The 18,584-nt window shown below is 64.9% G+C and carries 20 protein-coding genes and 1 tRNA gene; all 21 read left to right on the top strand.

The window, feature by feature from the left end; translation table 11 throughout:
• Positions 1-64: 64 nt before the first annotated feature.
• The 21 genes from AC1DMS_RS24855 to AC1DMS_RS24755 all read left to right on the top strand — a co-directional run bounded on the left by AC1DMS_RS24855 (position 65) and on the right by AC1DMS_RS24755 (position 18,568).
• Positions 65-1,063, top strand: a complete 999-nt coding sequence (locus tag AC1DMS_RS24855) for an NAD(P)H-quinone oxidoreductase (protein WP_012748610.1) — start codon at positions 65-67, stop codon at positions 1,061-1,063.
• Positions 1,057-1,842: a triose-phosphate isomerase gene (tpiA, locus tag AC1DMS_RS24850; RefSeq protein ID WP_478181933.1), complete on the top strand. Its 786-nt coding sequence runs from the start codon at positions 1,057-1,059 to the stop codon at positions 1,840-1,842. The genes AC1DMS_RS24855 and tpiA overlap by 7 nt, the downstream gene beginning before the upstream one ends.
• A 39-nt stretch (positions 1,843-1,881) precedes the next feature.
• A complete protein-coding gene (gene secG / locus AC1DMS_RS24845; RefSeq protein ID WP_012748608.1) occupies positions 1,882-2,295 on the top strand; it encodes a preprotein translocase subunit SecG in 414 nt (137 codons plus the stop codon).
• Between the two features lie 117 nt (positions 2,296-2,412).
• Positions 2,413-2,497: transfer RNA gene (locus AC1DMS_RS24840), tRNA-Leu, on the top strand.
• Positions 2,498-2,565: 68 nt separating this feature from the next.
• Positions 2,566-2,925, top strand: coding sequence for an NADH-quinone oxidoreductase subunit A (locus AC1DMS_RS24835; protein WP_012748607.1), 360 nt, complete (start codon positions 2,566-2,568; stop codon positions 2,923-2,925).
• Between the two features lie 15 nt (positions 2,926-2,940).
• Complete coding sequence (locus tag AC1DMS_RS24830; RefSeq protein ID WP_012748606.1) at positions 2,941-3,420, top strand: NuoB/complex I 20 kDa subunit family protein; 480 nt, start codon at positions 2,941-2,943, stop codon at positions 3,418-3,420.
• A 13-nt stretch (positions 3,421-3,433) separates the two neighbouring features.
• Positions 3,434-4,045, top strand: coding sequence for an NADH-quinone oxidoreductase subunit C (locus AC1DMS_RS24825; protein ID WP_012748605.1), 612 nt, complete (start codon positions 3,434-3,436; stop codon positions 4,043-4,045).
• Between the two features lies 1 nt (position 4,046).
• Positions 4,047-5,300 carry an NADH-quinone oxidoreductase subunit D gene (locus AC1DMS_RS24820; RefSeq protein ID WP_018905852.1) on the top strand — a complete coding sequence of 418 codons (1,254 nt, stop codon included), beginning with the start codon at positions 4,047-4,049 and terminating at the stop codon, positions 5,298-5,300.
• Between the two features lie 10 nt (positions 5,301-5,310).
• Positions 5,311-5,859 (top strand): NADH-quinone oxidoreductase subunit NuoE family protein, encoded by a 549-nt coding sequence (locus AC1DMS_RS24815; RefSeq protein ID WP_012748603.1) that lies wholly within the window; start codon positions 5,311-5,313, stop codon positions 5,857-5,859.
• Complete coding sequence (gene nuoF, locus AC1DMS_RS24810; protein ID WP_027729767.1) at positions 5,859-7,199, top strand: NADH-quinone oxidoreductase subunit NuoF; 1,341 nt, start codon at positions 5,859-5,861, stop codon at positions 7,197-7,199. Before AC1DMS_RS24815 ends, nuoF begins: the two co-directional genes overlap by 1 nt.
• A 19-nt stretch (positions 7,200-7,218) precedes the next feature.
• Positions 7,219-9,381: an NADH-quinone oxidoreductase subunit NuoG gene (nuoG, locus tag AC1DMS_RS24805; protein ID WP_478181932.1), complete on the top strand. Its 2,163-nt coding sequence runs from the start codon at positions 7,219-7,221 to the stop codon at positions 9,379-9,381.
• Entirely contained in the window at positions 9,378-10,454 is a 1,077-nt protein-coding gene (gene nuoH / locus AC1DMS_RS24800; protein WP_012748600.1) for an NADH-quinone oxidoreductase subunit NuoH, read from the top strand. The genes nuoG and nuoH overlap by 4 nt, the downstream gene beginning before the upstream one ends.
• 17 nt (positions 10,455-10,471) lie before the next feature.
• On the top strand, positions 10,472-11,017 hold the full coding sequence (gene nuoI, locus AC1DMS_RS24795; RefSeq protein WP_012748599.1) for an NADH-quinone oxidoreductase subunit NuoI: 546 nt from the start codon (positions 10,472-10,474) through the stop codon (positions 11,015-11,017).
• 38 nt (positions 11,018-11,055) lie between these two features.
• Positions 11,056-11,712, top strand: coding sequence for an NADH-quinone oxidoreductase subunit J (locus tag AC1DMS_RS24790; RefSeq protein ID WP_018905854.1), 657 nt, complete (start codon positions 11,056-11,058; stop codon positions 11,710-11,712).
• Positions 11,709-12,017, top strand: a complete 309-nt coding sequence (gene nuoK, locus AC1DMS_RS24785; protein ID WP_012748597.1) for an NADH-quinone oxidoreductase subunit NuoK — start codon at positions 11,709-11,711, stop codon at positions 12,015-12,017. Before AC1DMS_RS24790 ends, nuoK begins: the two co-directional genes overlap by 4 nt.
• Before the next feature lie 7 nt (positions 12,018-12,024).
• Positions 12,025-14,055 carry an NADH-quinone oxidoreductase subunit L gene (gene nuoL / locus AC1DMS_RS24780; RefSeq protein WP_478181931.1) on the top strand — a complete coding sequence of 677 codons (2,031 nt, stop codon included), beginning with the start codon at positions 12,025-12,027 and terminating at the stop codon, positions 14,053-14,055.
• Between the two features lie 25 nt (positions 14,056-14,080).
• Entirely contained in the window at positions 14,081-15,556 is a 1,476-nt protein-coding gene (locus tag AC1DMS_RS24775) for an NADH-quinone oxidoreductase subunit M (protein ID WP_062366440.1), read from the top strand.
• Between the two features lie 107 nt (positions 15,557-15,663).
• Positions 15,664-17,151 carry an NADH-quinone oxidoreductase subunit NuoN gene (nuoN, locus tag AC1DMS_RS24770; RefSeq protein ID WP_012748594.1) on the top strand — a complete coding sequence of 496 codons (1,488 nt, stop codon included), beginning with the start codon at positions 15,664-15,666 and terminating at the stop codon, positions 17,149-17,151.
• Positions 17,152-17,167: 16 nt separating this feature from the next.
• Positions 17,168-17,476: a DUF2818 family protein gene (locus tag AC1DMS_RS24765; protein WP_012748593.1), complete on the top strand. Its 309-nt coding sequence runs from the start codon at positions 17,168-17,170 to the stop codon at positions 17,474-17,476.
• A gap of 5 nt (positions 17,477-17,481) precedes the next feature.
• Positions 17,482-18,087: an NUDIX domain-containing protein gene (locus AC1DMS_RS24760; RefSeq protein ID WP_026284159.1), complete on the top strand. Its 606-nt coding sequence runs from the start codon at positions 17,482-17,484 to the stop codon at positions 18,085-18,087.
• Between the two features lie 7 nt (positions 18,088-18,094).
• Positions 18,095-18,568: a DUF1178 family protein gene (locus AC1DMS_RS24755; RefSeq protein WP_412511378.1), complete on the top strand. Its 474-nt coding sequence runs from the start codon at positions 18,095-18,097 to the stop codon at positions 18,566-18,568.
• Positions 18,569-18,584: the final 16 nt, after the last annotated feature.

Raw genomic sequence — 18,584 nt, 5'->3', positions numbered from 1 at the left:
CCGCCGTCCCGTTTTCCAGTATTCGCTAACCACGCCCGGAAACGGGCGTTGCAGGCCAAAGACCATGAAAGCCATTGAAATCACTTCGTACGGCGCCCCCGAGGTGCTGCGCGCCGTGGAGCGCCCCGATCCGGTGGCCGGCGTGGGCGAACTGCTGATCCGCGTCGCGGCCAGCGGCGTGAACCGTCCGGACGTGCTGCAGCGCAAGGGGCACTACCCGGTTCCGCCGGGCGCCTCCGACCTGCCGGGCCTCGAAGTGGCCGGCGAGATCGTGTCGGGCGACGCCGCGGCCCTGGCCGAGGCGGGTTTCAAGGTCGGCGACCGCGTCTGCGCGCTGATCGCGGGCGGCGGCTATGCCCAGCTGTGCGTGGCGCCCGTGGCGCAGTGCCTGCCGGTGCCCAAGGGCTGGAGCGACATCGAGGCTGCCTCGCTGCCCGAGACTTTCTTCACCGTCTGGAGCAACGTGTTCGAGCGCGGCCGCCTGCAAAAGGGCGAAACCCTGCTGATCCAGGGCGGAACGAGCGGCATCGGCGTGACGGCCATCCAGATTGCCAAGGCGCTGGGCGCCACCGTGATCGCCACGGCGGGCAGCGACGACAAGTGCGAGGCCTGCAAGAAGCTGGGCGCCGACCACGCCATCAACTACCGCACGAGCGACTTCGCCGAAGAGGCGAAGAAGCTCACCGGCGGCAAGGGCGTGGACGTGGTCCTGGACATGGTCGCGGGCGACTACGTGGCGCGCGAGATCGAGTGCATGGCCGAAGACGGCCGGCTCGTGATCATCGCGGTGCAGGGCGGCGTCAAGAGCGACTTCAATGCGGGCCTCGTGCTGCGCAAGCGGCTGGTGATCACCGGCTCCACGCTGCGTCCGCGGCCAGTGGCCTTCAAGGGGGCCATTGCCAAGGCGCTGCGCGAGAAGGTCTGGCCGCTGCTCGAAAGCGGTGCGGTCAAGCCGGTGATCCACAGCACCTTTGCGGCCGATGGCGAACCCAGCGGCGCAGCGCAGGCGCATGCGCTGATGGAATCCAACCAGCACATCGGCAAGATCGTGCTGACATGGTGACGGACAACAACACGATGACCACGAAAAAGAAGCTGATCGCGGGCAACTGGAAGATGAACGGCAGCCTGGCTGCCAACGAGGCGCTGGTGAAGGCCCTCCAGCAGGGCCTGGCCGCGGCGCCGGCCAGCTGCGGCATCGCGCTTTGCGCGCCGGCCCCGTATTTCGCGCAGCTGCAATCGCTGCTGGCGGGCTCCGGCGCCATGGCGCTGGGCGCCCAGGACATCTCGGCGCATCCGCAGGGTGCGTTCACGGGCGAGCATTCGGCCGCCATGCTGAAGGATTTCGGCGTGCGCTATGCCATCGTGGGCCATTCGGAGCGCCGCCAATACCATGGCGAAACCGACGAGGCGGTGGCGGCCAAGGCAGCGGCTGCGCTCGCGAACGGCATCACGCCGATCGTCTGCGTGGGCGAAACGCTGGCCGAGCGCGACGCAGGGCGCACCGAAGAAATCGTCAAGCGCCAGCTGGCCGCGGTGATCCACCTCAATGGTCATTGCATCAGCGAGATCGTGGTGGCCTACGAGCCGGTCTGGGCCATCGGCACCGGCAAGACGGCCACGCCGGAACAGGCGCAGGCGGTGCATGCCGTGCTGCGCGCGCAGCTGCACCATGCCGCGAGCGAGCACGCCGCCGGCATCTGCATTCTTTATGGCGGCAGCATGAACGCGGCCAACGCCGCGCAGCTCTTGGCGCAGCCCGACATCGACGGCGGCCTGATCGGCGGCGCGTCGCTCAAGGCCCCCGACTTTTTGCAGATCATTTCCGCCGCTTCCCGCTGAACGCGGGCAGTGGCCGACATCAATTAGGAGTAAGAACGAATGAATGTGGTCCTCAATCTACTGGTCGGCGTGCAGATGCTGTCGGCCCTTGCAATGATCGGGCTGATCCTGATCCAGCACGGCAAGGGCGCCGACATGGGCGCGGCCTTCGGCAGCGGCAGCGCGGGCAGCCTGTTCGGTGCGAGCGGCAGCGCCAATTTCCTTTCGCGCACCACGGCAGTGCTGGCGGCGGTCTTCTTTGCGTGCACCTTGCTGCTGGCCTACTTCAGCCACGCACGGCCTGCGGGCGGTGGCAGCCTGCTCGAACGCGCCGCCGTCGGTACGCCGGCAACGCCCGCTTCGGGCGCGGCAGGGCAGATTCCGGGCGGCACCTCGGGCGCGGCGCCCGCCGGTGCACCTGCTTCGGCGCCTGCCGCACCCGTTTCGGGCGCGGGCCAGATCCCGAACAAATAATCAAGTTGTTTTCATGAAGCTGTCGGTGAGAAACTGCTTCATTTCAGGGTAAACTCTAAAGCTGTTCGGAAAGCCAAACACCTTTCCAGGTACCTCATGCCATCCGAACAAAAAACCGCGGTCGTGGTGAAATTGGTAGACACGCTATCTTGAGGGGGTAGTGGCGAAAGCTGTGCGAGTTCGAGTCTCGCCGACCGCACCAAATCTCACCGGCAGAAAACCTCATCCAGAGTGTTTTCCTGCCGGTGGCAAGCGGTGAAAAATCTCCCGATGAACCTCGATTCCTATCTCCCCGTCCTCTTGTTCATTTTGGTCGGTGTCGGTGTAGGTGTCGCACCGCAAGTCATCGGCTACATCCTGGGTCCCAACCGGCCCGACGCAGCGAAGAACGCTCCCTACGAGTGCGGCTTCGAGGCCTTCGAGGATGCGCGCATGAAATTCGACGTGCGCTATTACCTCGTCGCCATTCTCTTCATCCTGTTCGATCTCGAGATTGCCTTTCTCTTTCCATGGGCCATTGCGCTCAAGGAAATCGGCGCCGTCGGCTTCTGGGCCATGATGATCTTTCTCGCCATCCTCGTCGTGGGCTTTGCCTACGAGTGGAAAAAAGGCGCGCTCGACTGGGAATGACAAGGAATCGACAAAATGGCCATTGAAGGCGTCATGAAGGAAGGCTTCGTCACCACCACCTACGACTCGGTGGTGAATTGGGCGAAGACCGGATCACTTTGGCCGATGACTTTCGGTCTGGCCTGCTGTGCCGTCGAAATGATGCACGCAGGCGCAGCCCGCTACGACATCGACCGTTTCGGCATGCTGTTCCGGCCCAGCCCGCGCCAGTCCGATCTGATGATCGTGGCCGGTACGCTGTGCAACAAGATGGCGCCGGCACTGCGCAAGGTCTACGACCAGATGCCCGAGCCGCGCTGGGTTCTTTCCATGGGCTCGTGCGCCAACGGCGGCGGCTACTACCACTACAGCTATTCGGTGGTGCGCGGCTGCGACCGCATCGTGCCGGTGGATGTCTACGTGCCGGGTTGCCCGCCCACCGCCGAAGCGCTGCTCTACGGCGTGATCCAGCTGCAGCAGAAGATTCGCCGCACCAACACCATTGCGCGCGCCTGAGGGATTGCCGACGATGACTGATTTTGCAATTTCGCCGGAGGTGCTGCGCGCCACCATTGCCGAGACGCTTGGCGCTCGCGCCAAGAGCGTGACGCTCGCACTGGGCGAGGTAACCGTAGTGGTTGCTGCCGACGCCTACATCGAGGCGGCCATGCTGCTGCGCGATGCGCCCGGCTGCCGTTTCGAGCAGCTGATCGACCTCTGCGGCATGGACTACTCCGACTACCGCGAAGGCGAGTGGCAGGGCGAGCGCTATGGCGTCGTCACGCACCTGCTGTCGGTGAGCCTCAACCAGCGCGTGCGCCTCAAGGTGTTTGCGCCGAACGAAGACCTGCCCGTGGTCGACTCGCTCCAGCCCGTGTGGAACGCCGCCACCTGGTTCGAGCGCGAAGCCTTCGACCTCTACGGCATCGTGTTCGAAGGCCACGACGACCTGCGCCGCATCCTGACCGACTACGGCTTCATCGGCCATCCGTTCCGCAAGGACTTTCCGGTGTCGGGCCACGTCGAGATGCGCTACGACGAAGAGCAGAAGCGCGTGGTCTACCAGCCGGTATCGATCGAGCCGCGGGAAATTACCCCTCGCGTGATCCGCGAAGACAACTACGGCAGCGGTTTGCACTGATATGGCCGAAATCAAGAACTACACACTCAACTTCGGTCCCCAGCATCCGGCCGCCCACGGCGTGCTGCGCCTGGTGCTCGAGCTCGACGGCGAAGTGATCCAGCGCGCCGATCCGCACATCGGCCTCCTGCACCGCGCAACCGAAAAGCTCGCCGAATCGCGCACCTTCATCCAGTCGCTGCCGTACATGGACCGTCTCGACTACGTGTCGATGATGAGCAACGAGCACGCCTACTGCCTCGCCATCGAACGGATGATGGGCCTGGACGTGCCGATCCGCGCGCAGTACATCCGCGTGATGTTCGCCGAGATCACCCGGCTGCTGAACCACCTCTTGTGGCTCGGCGCACACGGCCTGGATTGCGGCGCGATGAACATGCTCATCTACTGCTTCCGCGAGCGTGAAGACCTGTTCGACATGTACGAAGCCGTGTCGGGCGCGCGCATGCATGCGGCGTACTTCCGCCCGGGCGGCGTCTACCGCGACCTGCCCGATGCGATGCCGCAGTACAAGGTCAGCAAGATCAAGAACGCGAAGGCGATCGAGAAGCTCAACGAGAACCGCCAGGGCTCGCTGCTCGACTTCATCGACGACTTCTGCAAGCGCTTCCCCGGAATGGTCGACGAGTACGAAACGCTGCTCACCGACAACCGCATCTGGAAGCAGCGCACCGTGGGCATCGGCGTCGTGACGCCGGAGCGCGCGCTGAACCTCGGCTTCACCGGCCCCATGCTGCGCGGCTCGGGTGTCGAATGGGACCTGCGCAAGAAGCAGCCCTACGACGTCTACGACCAGATGCAGTTCGACGTGCCGGTCGGCAAGACCGGCGACTGCTACGACCGCTACCTCGTGCGCGTGGAAGAAATGCGCCAGGCCAACAGGATCATCCAGCAGTGCTCGGCCTGGCTGCGCGCCAACCCCGGCCCGGTGATCACCGACAACCACAAGGTCGCCGCGCCCGCGCGCGAATCGATGAAGGCGAACATGGAGGAGCTGATCCACCATTTCAAGCTCTTCACCGAAGGCTTCCATGTGCCCGAAGGCGAAGCGTATGCCGCCGTCGAGCACCCGAAGGGCGAGTTCGGCATCTACCTGGTGAGCGACGGCGCCAACAAGCCGTACCGCCTGAAGATCCGCGCGCCCGGCTTCCCGCACCTCGCCGCCCTCGACGAAATGTCGCGCGGCCACATGATCGCCGACGCTGTCGCGGTGATCGGCACGATGGACATCGTGTTCGGCGAAATCGACAGGTGAGAAAGAGCGAATGACGACTTCCTCGACCCACCATGACACGGCGCCCTCGGCGCCTTCCGCTCCTCTGAAGCCCGCGATTCTCGAGCGCTTTGCGCGCGAGGTCGCCAAGTACCCCGAAGCCGGCAAGCAGTCGGCCGTGATGGCTTGCCTGGCCATCGTGCAGCAGGACGAAGGCTTCATCAGCATGCAGCGCGAGCGCGAGATCGCCGAGTACCTCGGCATGGCGCCGATCGCCGTGCACGAGGTCACGACCTTCTACAACATGTACAACCAGCATCCGGTGGGCAAGTTCAAGCTCAACGTTTGCACCAACCTGCCGTGCCAGCTGCGCGACGGCGTCACCGCGCTGGTCCACCTCGAGAAGAAGCTCGGCATCAAGATGGGCGAGACCACGGCCGACGGCATGTTCACGCTGCAGCAGAGCGAATGCCTGGGCGCCTGCGCCGATTCGCCCGTGATGCTGGTCAACGACCGCACCATGTGCAGCTTCATGAGCAACGAGAAGCTCGACCAGCTCATCGACGGGCTGCGTGCTTCCACCAAAGGGGAGGCCGCCTGATGTCGCCCGAACAAGTGCTCCAGCAATTCCAGGCCACGGGCGTCCAGACCTGTTTCCATGACCGCCACATCGAGCCGCAGATCTATGCCGGCCTGAACGGCACCAACTGGCGCCTGGCCGACTACGAGGCGCGCGGTGGCTACAAGGCGCTGCGCAAGATCCTCACCGAGGGCCTCACGCCCGATCAGGTGATCGCCGAAGTCAAGGCCTCGGGCCTGCGCGGCCGCGGCGGCGCGGGCTTCCCCACGGGCCTGAAGTGGAGCTTCATGCCCCGCCAGTTCCCGGGCCAGAAGTACCTCGTCTGCAACTCCGACGAAGGCGAGCCGGGTACCTGCAAGGACCGCGACATCCTGCAGTTCAACCCGCACATCGTGATCGAAGGCATGGCCATCGCCGCGTATGCGATGGGCATCAGCGTGGGCTACAACTACATCCACGGCGAGATCTTCCAGAGCTACGACCGCTTCGAGGAAGCCCTCGAAGAGGCGCGCGCCGCCGGCTATCTCGGCGACAAGATCATGGGCAGCACGTACAACTTCCAGTTGCACGCGGCCCACGGCTTCGGTGCCTACATCTGCGGCGAGGAAACCGCGCTGCTCGAATCGCTCGAAGGCAAGAAGGGCCAGCCGCGCTTCAAGCCGCCGTTCCCGGCGAGCTTCGGCCTCTACGGCAAGCCGACCACCATCAACAACACCGAGACCTTCGCGGCGGTGCCCTGGATCATCAACAACGGCGGCCAGGCCTACCTCGAATGCGGCAAGCCGAACAACGGCGGCACCAAGATCTACTCGGTGAGCGGCGACGTCGAGCTGCCGGGCAACTACGAAGTGCCCATGGGCACGCCGTTCTCCAAGCTGCTCGAACTGTGCGGCGGCGTTCGCAAGGGCCGCACGCTCAAGGCCGTGATCCCCGGCGGATCGTCGTCGCCGGTGCTGCCGGCTTCGATCATGATGGAATGCACGATGGACTACGACTCCATCGCCAAGGCCGGCTCCATGCTGGGCTCGGGCGCGGTGATCGTGATGGACGACAGCCGGTCGATGGTCGAGTCGCTGCGGCGCCTCTCGTACTTCTACATGCACGAATCCTGCGGCCAGTGCACGCCGTGCCGTGAAGGCACGGGCTGGCTGTACCGCGTGGTGGACCGCATCCACAACGGGCAGGGCAGGGCGTCGGACATGGACCTCTTGAACTCCGTGGCCGACAACATCCAGGGCCGCACGATCTGCGCGCTCGGCGACGCGGCGGCCATGCCGGTGCGCGCCATGATCAAGCACTTCCGTCACGAGTTCGAGGCCCTGGTTCCGGGCTACGTCCCGAAGGCGCCGGTCCAAGCCTGAGCCGAGAAGAAACATACTCATGATCGAAATCGAACTCGACGGCAAGAAGGTCGAAGTGACCGAAGGCAGCATGGTGATGCATGCGGCCGACAAGGCGGGCACCTACATCCCGCACTTCTGCTATCACAAGAAGCTCAGCATCGCGGCCAACTGCCGCATGTGCCTGGTCGACGTGGAAAAGGCGCCCAAGCCGATGCCGGCCTGCGCCACGCCCGTCACGCAGGGCATGATCGTTCGCACCAAGAGCGAAAAGGCCATCAAGGCGCAGCAGTCGGTCATGGAGTTCCTCCTGATCAACCACCCGCTCGATTGCCCGATCTGCGACCAGGGCGGCGAGTGCCAGCTGCAGGACCTGGCCGTGGGCTACGGCGGCTCTTCTTCGCGCTACGAAGAAGAAAAGCGCGTCGTCTTCCACAAGGACGTCGGCCCGCTGATCAGCATGGAAGAGATGAGCCGCTGCATCCACTGCACGCGCTGCGTCCGCTTCGGCCAGGAAGTGGCCGGCGTGATGGAGCTCGGCATGACCCAGCGCGGCGAGCACTCCGAGATCGAAACCTTCCTCGGCGATTCGGTCGACTCCGAACTGTCGGGCAACATGATCGACATCTGCCCGGTCGGCGCGCTCACGAGCAAGCCGTTCCGCTACAGCGCCCGCACCTGGGAACTGTCGCGCCGCAAGTCGGTGAGCCCGCACGATTCCACCGGTTCCAACCTGATCGTCCAGGTCAAGAACAACCGCGTGATGCGCGTGGTGCCGCTCGAGAACGAAGAAGTCAACGAGTGCTGGATCGCCGACCGCGACCGCTTCTCGTACGAAGCGCTCAACGGCCCCGAGCGCCTCACGCAGCCCATGCTCAAGCAGGGCGGCCAGTGGCAGCAGGTCGACTGGCAGACCGCGCTCGAATACGTGGCCAATGGCCTCAAGCAGATCAAGGCCGACCACGGTGCGCAAAGCATCGGCACGCTCGCGAGCCCGCACAGCACGCTCGAAGAGCTGCAGCTGGCCGCCATGCTCACGCGTGAGCTCGGCAGCGACAACATCGACTATCGCCTGCGCAATGCCGAATTCACGGCCTTCGAAGGCGTGCGCTGGCTCGGCACCTCGATTGCATCGCTCACGCAACTGCAGCGCGCGCTGGTCGTCGGTTCGAACCTGCGCAAGGACCATCCGCTGTTCGCGCAGCGCATCCGCCAGGCCGTGCGCAAGGGCGCCGCGCTGTCGGTGATCACCTCGGCCGGCCTGATGGCCGACCGCGACGCGTGGGCCATCAGCGTGGCGCAGTCGACCATCGTCGAGGCCGGCCAGTGGGTCGAGGCACTCGCTGCCGTCGCTGCCGCCATCGGCAAGACCAACGGCGCGACCGCCCCGCTGGCACCCAGGAACGAGCCCGACGCCGCCGCGCAAGCCATCGCGGCCTCGCTGCTCGGCGGCGAGCGCAAGGCCATCCTGCTCGGCAATGCCGCCGCCCACCACGCAGAGGCCAGCAGCCTGCTGGCCCTTGCCAACTGGATCGGCGCGCAGACCGGCGCCACCGTCGGCTACCTGACCGAAGCCGCCAACACCGTGGGCGCGCAGCTCGTCGGCGCGTTCCCGAAGAATGGCGGCCTCGACGCCGGCCGCATGCTGGCCGCGGGCTCGGGCCTCAAGGCCGTGCTGCTGCTCAATACCGAGCCGGTGTTCGACTCGGCCGCGGGCGCCGCAGCCGCCGACGCCATCGGCAATGCCCAGATGGTCGTCACGCTGAGTCCCTTCAAGGCCAACCTCGAGTTCAGCGATGTGCTGCTGCCGATCGCGCCATTCACAGAGACGCCGGGCACCTTCGTCAATGCCGAAGGCCGCGTGCAGGGCTTCCATGCCGTCGTGAAGCCGCAAGGCGAGACGCGTCCGGCCTGGAAGGTGCTGCGCGTGCTGGCCAACCTGCTCGGCCTGCCGGGCTTTGCATTCGAATCGACGGCTGACGTGCTGCGCACCATCGGCGACAACGGCGCCGTGCCGGCCAACGCGCTGGACAACGCCACCGCCGCCAAGGCCGTCGCTTTGAGCGGTGCCGCTCCCGCGCCCGTGGTTGCGAGCATCTATCAACTCGACTCGATCGTGCGCCGCGCACCGTCGCTGCAACTCACCGCCGATGCGCGCAACGCATCGGCTGCTCCGGCCCGTGCCGAGGAGGCATTGGCATGATCGACGCAGTGCATGCTTTCGGCCAGGGACTGGTCCACGCGGGCTGGTGGACGGGCCTGGCCTGGCCCGTGATCTGGACGCTGATCAAGATCATCGTGGTCGTGCTTCCGCTGATGGGGGCCGTGGCCTACCTCACGCTCTGGGAACGCAAGGCGATCGGCTTCACGCAGATCCGCATCGGACCGAACCGCATCGGACCGCTGGGCCTGCTGCAGCCCATCGCCGACGCGCTCAAGCTGATGACCAAGGAAATCATTCTTCCGACGGTCGCCAACAAAGGCCTGTTCCTGCTCGGCCCGATCATGACCATCATGCCGGCGCTGGTCGCATGGGCCGTGATTCCCTTCGGCCCCGACGTGGCGCTGGCCAACATCAACGCCGGCCTGCTGTTCGTGATGGCCATCACCTCGCTCGAGGTCTACGGCGTGATCATCGCGGGCTGGGCATCGAACTCGAAGTACGCCTTCCTGGGCGCGCTGCGCGCCTCGGCACAGATGGTGAGCTACGAGATCGCGATGGGCTTCTGCTTCGTCGTGGTGCTGATGGTCTCGGCCAGCCTGAACATGACCGACATCGTGACGGGGCAGGGCAAGGGCACCTTCGCCGACATGGGCATCGGCTTCCTGTCGTGGAACTGGTTGTCGCTGCTGCCGATCTTCGTCGTCTACTTCATCTCGGGCCTGGCGGAAACCAACCGCCACCCCTTCGACGTGGTCGAAGGCGAGTCCGAGATCGTTGCGGGCCACATGATCGAGTACTCGGGCATGAGCTTCGCGATGTTCTTCCTGGCCGAGTACGCCAACATGTGGCTGGTCTCGATCCTGTGCACCGTGCTGTTCCTCGGCGGATGGCTGCCGCCGTTCGAGTTCCTGAGCTTCATCCCGGGCTGGATCTGGCTCGGTGCCAAGACCTTCTGCGTGGTCACCATGTTCCTGTGGGTCCGATCCACCTTCCCGCGCTTCCGCTATGACCAGATCATGCGGCTCGGCTGGAAGATCTTCATTCCGGTCACGCTCGTGTGGCTGGTCGTGGTCGGTGCCTGGATGCAGACCCCGTTCAACATCTGGAAATAACTGGAAGCGCCAACATCATGACTGCTGCGCATACCGCCGGCGCGCTCGCGCGCCCTTCCAAGCTCGCATCCGCGCCGTTCTCGCTCAAGGACTTCCTGGGCAGCTTCATGCTGTTCGAGCTGTTCAAGGGCCTGGCCATCACCGGCAAGTACGCCTTCGCCCGCAAGATCACGGTGCAGTTCCCCGAAGAGAAGACGCCGCTGTCGCCGCGCTTTCGCGGCCTGCATGCGCTGCGCCGCTATGAGAACGGCGAAGAGCGCTGCATTGCCTGCAAGCTCTGCGAAGCCGTGTGCCCGGCGCTGGCCATCACCATCGAATCCGATGTGCGCGACGACGGCTCGCGCCGCACCACGCGCTACGACATCGACCTGACCAAGTGCATCTTCTGCGGCTTCTGCGAAGAGAGCTGCCCGGTCGATTCGATCGTGGAAACCCACATCTTCGAATACCACGGCGAAAAGCGCGGCGACCTGTACTTCACCAAGGACATGCTGCTGGCCGTGGGCGACCGCTACGAAAAAGAAATTGCAGCGAACAAGGCGGCCGACGCCAAGTACCGCTGATCCCGCTCAGCCCGAACCCCGTACCAATTCGAATTCCAATGGACGTCAAGACCGGTCTGTTCTATCTGTTTGCCGCGGTGCTGCTGTTCGCAGCCTTCCGCGTCATCACCGCCCGCAATCCCGTGTACGCCGCGCTGTACCTGGTGCTGGCCTTCTTCCAGGCTTCGGCGATCTGGCTCTTGCTGCGTGCCGAGTTCCTGGCGATCTCGCTGGTGCTCGTCTACGTGGGAGCGGTGATGGTGTTGTTCCTGTTCGTCGTGATGATGCTGGACATCAACGTCGACGGCCTGCGGCAGGGCTTCTGGAAGCACTTTCCGCTGGCTGCCGGCGTGGGCGCGTTGATTGCGCTCGAAATGGCCGCCGTGCTGATGGGTGGCTTCCGACTGGAGGCACCGCGCGCCGGTGCCGCCGCGGCAGCCCACGGCTCGAACACGCTCGAGCTCGGCAAGCTGCTGTACTCCGAGTACCTGTATCCGCTGGAGATCGCGGCCGTCATCCTGCTCGTGGCGATCGTGGCGGCCATTGCGCTCACGCTGCGCACCCGCAAGGACAGCAAGTACGTCAACCCGTCCGACCAGGTGCGCGTGAAGGCGCGGGACCGCGTGCGCATCGTGCAGATGCCGGTCACGCGCGCCGCCGAACCCGTGGTGGAAGCACCCGCAGACGCAGCTGCGGCAAAGGAAAACAAGGCATGACGCTCACGCTCGGACACTTCCTATCGCTCGGCGCCATGCTCTTTGCGCTGTCGGTGATCGGCATCTTCCTGAACCGCAAGAACCTCATCGTGCTGCTGATGGCCATCGAGCTGATGCTGCTTGCGGTGAACATGAACTTCGTGGCGTTCTCGTACTACCTGGGCGACATGCACGGCCAGATCTTCGTGTTCTTCATCCTGACGGTGGCCGCGGCCGAGTCGGCCATCGGCCTTGCGCTGCTGGTCCTGCTGTTCCGCAACAAGTCGAACATCAACGTGGACGAACTCAACTCGCTCAAGGGTTGAAAGCAACATGAGCGCAACCCTTTCCGCATCCACCCTGCTGGCCGTTCCGCTGGCACCCCTGGTCGGCGCCGTCGTCGCCGGCCTGTTCGGCACCAAGTTCGGCGGCAATCACATCGGCCGCAAGGTCACGCATTCGCTGACCATCCTCGGCGTGCTCGTCGCCTTCATCATCTCGGCCATGACGCTCAAGAGCGTGGTGGCCGACGGCGCCCGCTTCAACGCCACCATCTATGAATGGATGGTGGTGGGCGGCCTGAAGATGGAAGTCGGCTTCCTGGTCGACGGCCTCACGGCCATGATGATGTGCGTGGTGACCTTCGTCTCGCTGATGGTGCACGTCTACACCATCGGCTACATGGAAGAGGACGAAGGCTACAACCGCTTCTTCGCCTACATCTCGCTGTTCACCTTCTCGATGCTGATGCTCGTCATGAGCAACAACATGCTCCAGCTGTTCTTCGGCTGGGAGGCGGTGGGCCTGGTGTCGTACCTGCTGATCGGCTTCTGGTTCAACAAGCCGACCGCGATCTTCGCGAACATGAAGGCCTTCCTGGTCAACCGCGTGGGCGACTTCGGCTTCATCCTGGGCATCGGCCTGATCGCCGCCTACGCCGGCACGCTGAACTACGGCGAAGCCTTCGCCAAGGCCAACACGCTGGCCGGCATCACCTTCCCCGGCACCGAGTGGATGCTGGTGACCGTGATCTGCATCTGCCTGTTCATCGGCGCCATGGGCAAGAGCGCGCAGTTCCCGCTGCACGTGTGGCTGCCCGACTCGATGGAAGGCCCGACGCCCATCTCCGCGCTGATCCACGCCGCAACCATGGTGACGGCCGGCATCTTCATGGTGGCGCGCATGTCGCCGCTGTTCGAACTCAGCGACACGGCCCTGAGCTTCATCCTGGTGATCGGTGCCATCACGGCGCTGTTCATGGGTTTCCTCGGCATCATCCAGAACGACATCAAGCGCGTGGTCGCGTACTCGACGCTCTCGCAGCTGGGCTACATGACGGTGGCGCTCGGTGCCTCGGCCTACTCGGTCGCGGTGTTCCACCTGATGACGCATGCCTTCTTCAAGGCGCTGCTGTTCCTGGGCGCGGGCTCGGTGATCATCGGCATGCACCACAACCAGGACATCCGCTGGATGGGCGGCGTGCGCAAGTACATGCCGATCACCTGGATCACCTCGCTCCTGGGTTCGCTCGCGCTGATCGGCACGCCGTTCTTCGCCGGCTTCTACTCGAAGGACAGCATCATCGAAGCGGTGCACGAAAGCCACCTGTGGGGCGCGCAGTTCGCCTACTACGCGGTGCTGGCCGGCGTGTTCGTGACGGCGTTCTATTCGTTCCGCATGTACTTCCTGGTGTTCCACGGCAAGGAGCGCTACGACCAGAACCCTGATGCGCACCACCACGACGAACACGCGGAGCACGACGACGACCATGGCCACGGCCACAAGCCGCACGAATCGCCCTGGGTGGTGTGGCTGCCGCTGGTGCTGCTGGCGATCCCGTCGGTGGTGATCGGCTTCATGACGATCGAGCCGATGCTCTTCGGCGAGTTCTTCAAGGGCGCCATCGCCGTCGACGCAAACAAGCACCATGCCATGAAGGAGCTCGAAGAAGCCTTCCACGGCCCGCTGGCCATGGCGATCCATGGCCTGCAGACCCCGCCGTTCTGGCTGGCGCTGGCCGGCGTGGTGCTGTCGTTCTACATGTACATGGTCAACCCGGCGCTGCCGGCCGCGATCAAGCGCGCCTTCGGCCCGGTCTACCGCCTGCTCGACAACAAGTACTACCTCGACTGGATCAACGAGAACATCCTCGCCCGCGGTGCGCGTGCCTTCGGCACCGGGCTGTGGAAGGGCGGCGACCAGGCGCTGATCGACGGCGCGATGGTCAACGGCTCGTGGAAGGTCGTGGGCCGCATCTCCGGCGCGGTGCGCTGGCTGCAGTCGGGCTACATCTATCACTACGCCTTCGCGATGCTGCTCGGCATCTTCATCCTGATGACGTACTTCGTCTGGTTCAAACGCTGAGCTTTAGCGCTGGAGAAAAACAAAAATGGGTTTGTTGAGCCTTGCCATCTGGGTGCCGATCGCATTCGGTGTCGCGTTGCTGGCGTTCGGCCGTGACGAGCATGCCAGGGGCGTGCGCTGGGTCGCGCTGGTCGGCGCGATCGTGAGCTTCCTGGTGACCGTGCCGCTTTACACGGGCTTCGAGAACGGCACCGCCGCGATGCAGTTCGTCGAGAAGGGCAGCTGGATCGCGCGCTTCAATGTCAACTACCACCTGGGTGTCGACGGCCTGTCGCTCTGGCTGGTGCTGCTGACCTCGTTCATCACCGTGGTGGTCGTGATCTCGGCCTGGGAAGTGATCACCGAGCGCGTGAACCAGTACATGGGCGCGTTCCTGATCCTCTCGGGCTTCATGATCGGCGTGTTCGCCGCGCTGGACGGCATCCTGTTCTACGTGTTCTTCGAAGCCACGCTGATCCCGATGTACCTGATCATCGGCATCTGGGGCGGCCCGAACAAGATCTACGCGGCCTTCAAGTTCTTCATCTACACCTTGCTCGGCTCCCTGCTGATGCTGGTGGCGCTGATCTACCTGTACAACAAGTCGGGCGGCAGCTTCGACATCCTGAGCTGGCACAAGCTGCCGCTGGGCTCGACGGCGCAGACCTTCCTGTTCTTCGCGTTCTTTGCCGCCTTCGCCGTCAAGGTGCCGATGTGGCCGGTCCACACCTGGTTGCCGGACGTGCACGTCGAGGCGCCGACCGGCGGCTCGGCCGTGCTGGCCGCGATCATGCTGAAGCTCGGCGCCTACGGCTTCCTGCGCTTCTCGATGCCGATCGCACCCGACGCCTCGCACGAATGGGCCTGGCTCATGATCGCGCTGTCGCTGATCGCGGTGATCTACGTCGGCCTGGTGGCACTGGTGCAGGAAGACATGAAGAAGCTCGTGGCCTACTCGTCGGTTGCCCACATGGGCTTCGTGACGCTCGGCTTCTTCATCTTCAACGAGCTGGGCGTCTCCGGCGGCATCGTGCAGATGATTGCCCACGGCTTCGTGTCGGGCGCCATGTTCCTTGGCATCGGCGTGCTCTACGACCGCGTGCATTCGCGCCAGATCGCCGACTACGGCGGCGTGGTCAACACCATGCCCAAGTTCGCCGCGTTCGCGCTGCTGTTCGCCATGGCCAATTGCGGCCTGCCGGGCACCGCCGGTTTCGTGGGCGAGTGGATGGTCATCCTGGGTGCGGTCAAGGCCAACTTCTGGATCGGCGCTGGCGCCGCCACCGCGCTGATCTTCGGCGCGGCCTACACCCTGTGGATGTACAAGCGCGTGTACCTCGGCCCGGTCGGCAACGACCACGTCAAGGAACTCACCGACATCAATGCCCGCGAATTCCTGATGCTGTCGCTGCTGGCCATTGCCGTGCTGTGGATGGGCATCCATCCGAAGCCATTCACCGATGTGATGGACGCTTCCGTGACCGAGCTTCTTCGCCATGTGGCGATCTCGAAGCTGCCCTGATATGACCCCCACGTTTGCGGCTACGCCGCTGCTCTGCCCCCCGAGGGGGCCCTGGACCGGCTTGGGGCGGCCCTGCGCCGTCCAGCCACGCTGAAGAAGAGAACGAGATGATTGACAAACTCAGCTGGGTCGCGATCTACCCCGAAATCGTGCTGCTGGTCATGGCCTGCATCATTGCGCTGGTCGACCTGTCGAGCACCAGTGCGCAGCGCACGCGCACCTACATCCTGACGCTGCTCACGCTGGCCGTGGTGGCCGTGCTCACGGGCCTTGCCGCCAACGACGGCAAGACGGTCTACGGCTTCGGCGGCATGGTCGTGAGCGATCCCATGGGCAACTGGCTCAAGTGCTTTGCCACGGTGGCCCTGATGGTCACGCTGGTCTACGGACGGCCCTATGCGGCGGACCGCGACATGCTGCGCGGCGGCGAGATGTTCACCATCGGCATGTTCGCGCTGCTGGGCATGTTCGTGATGATCTCGGGCAGCAACTTCCTCTTGATCTACCTGGGCCTCGAACTGCTCACGCTGTCGAGCTATGCGCTGGTGGCGCTGCGCCGCGACAACGCGGTGGCCAGCGAAGCGGCCATGAAGTACTTCGTGCTCGGCGCCATGGCCAGCGGCTTCCTGCTCTATGGCCTGTCGATGCTGTACGGCGCGACCGGTTCGCTCGACACCAACGAAGTGTTCAAGATCATCGCGAGCGGCAAGGTGAACCACCAGGTGCTGGTGTTCGGCCTGGTGTTCATCGTGGCAGGCCTGGCCTTCAAGGTGGGGGCGGCGCCTTTCCACATGTGGGTGCCCGACGTCTACCAGGGCGCCCCGACGGCGGTCACGCTGCTGATCGGCGCGGCGCCCGAGCTGGCCGCCTTTGCCATCATCATCCGCCTGCTGGTGGAAGGGCTGCTGCCGCTGGCCATCGACTGGCAGCAGATGCTGGCGCTCCTGGCCATCGCCTCGCTGCTGGTGGGCAACCTGGCCGCCATCGCGCAGACCAACCTCAAGCGCATGCTGGCCTACTCGACCATTGCGCAGATGGGCTTCATGCTGCTCGGCCTGGTGGCGGGCGTGGTCAACGGCAACACCTACAACGCACAGTTCGCCTACAGCGCCTCGATGTTCTACATCGTGACCTACGTGCTGACCACACTGGCGAGCTTCGGCATCATCCTGCTGCTGGCGCGCGAGGGTTTCGAAAGCGAAGAGATCACCGACCTGGCCGGCCTGAACCAGCGCAGCCCGCTGTACGCCGGCGTGATGGCCATCGCGATGTTCTCGCTCGCGGGCCTGCCGCCGCTGGTCGGTTTCTACGCCAAGCTGGCGGTGCTGCAGGCGCTGATCGCCTCGGGCCAGGCGCTCTACATCGGCCTGGCGGTGTTTGCGGTGGTCATGTCGCTGATCGGCGCCTTCTACTACCTGCGCGTGGTCAAGGTCATGTACTTCGACGCTCCGGTCACGGCCAGCACCGTGTCGGCACCGCGCGACGTGCGCACCGTGCTGTCGATCAACGGCCTGCTGATCCTCGTGCTGGGCATCGTGCCCGGCGGCCTCATGACGCTGTGCGCCAAGGCCATCGTGGCCACGCTGGCGAACTGATCCCGGCCCGCCCACGGTGTCGCAAACCGCATCGGTCTGGGTCGTTCTGCTGGTGGCGCTGCTGGCGGCCAACCTGCCGTTCTTCAATGACCGGCTGTTCGGCGTCGTGCCCCTGGCCACGCGGCCCAAGCCTCTGGCTGTGCGGCTCGCCGAACTGGTGGTGCTGTACTTCGCCGCGGGCGGCGTGGGTTTGCTGTTCGAAAGCCGGGCAGGGCAGATCGCCCCGCAGGGCTGGGAGTTCTACGCGGTGACCGGCGCGCTTTTCATCGTGCTGGCCTTTCCAGGGTTCACCTGGCGCTACCTCATGAAGCACAGGCACGGATGACCGACATGACTTCTCCCATCGCCGATTCGCACCTGAAGGAAGAACGCACGGCCAGCGAGGTGCTGGTCAAGGGCAACTTCCTCCAGGTCTGCCGCGACACCGTGCGCCTGCCCGACGGCCACAGCGCCACGCGCGAGTACGTGATCCACCCGGGCGCGGTGGTGGTGATTCCGCTGCTCGACGACGGCCGCGTGGTGCTGGAGCGGCAGTACCGCTATCCGGTCGGGCACGTGATGGTCGAGTTTCCGGCCGGCAAGCTCGATGCGGGCGAAGACCCGCTGGTGTGCGGCCAGCGCGAACTGCTCGAGGAAACCGGCTACACCGCGAGCGAATGGGCCTACGCCGGCGCCATGCACCTGGCCGTGGCGTATTCCACCGAGATCATCCACATCTACTTTGCGCGCGGCCTGTCGCTCGGCAAGCGGCAGCTCGATCATGGCGAGTTTCTCGACGTGTTCACGGCCACGCCGGCCGAAGTTGCGCTCTGGTGCCGCGACGGCACGCTCACCGATGCCAAGTCGCTGACCTGCACGCTGTGGCTGCAGAACGTTCTTTCGGGTGCATGGTCACTCGATTGGCAAGCCACCGCTTCGCAGGGCGGCGCGGGATAATCCGCGCATGAAGGTTCTCGATCTGCGCTGCTCGCATGGCCACGGCTTCGAAGGCTGGTTTGCGTCCAATGAAGCTTTCGAAACCCAGCTGGCCGCCGGACTGGTGGAATGCCCGGTGTGCGCCGACACGCGCATCGTCAAGCTGCTGAGCGCGCCGCGCCTGAACCTGGGCAACGCGAAGGCGCCGGCAGAGGTCGCTGCGGCATCGGCATTGCCATCTTCGGCGCCCGCCAAGGCCCAGGCACCCGCCGAACAGTCCCCGGAAGCCCGCTGGATGCGCGCCGTGCGCGAGGTGCTCGCAAAGACCGAGGACGTGGGCGACCGGTTTGCCGACGAGGCGCGCAGGATGCACTACGGCGAAGCCGAAGAGCGCGGCATCCGCGGCCAGGCGACCCGCGAGCAGGCCGAGGCGCTGCTCGAAGAGGGCATTCCGGTGATGGCCCTGCCCATTCCCGCGGCGCTCAAGGAAACGCTGCAGTAGCCTGCAGCCGGTCCAG

This window comes from Variovorax sp. 05T418 (assembly GCF_056396385.1).
This window is presented reverse-complemented; position numbering and strand designations above follow the sequence as displayed.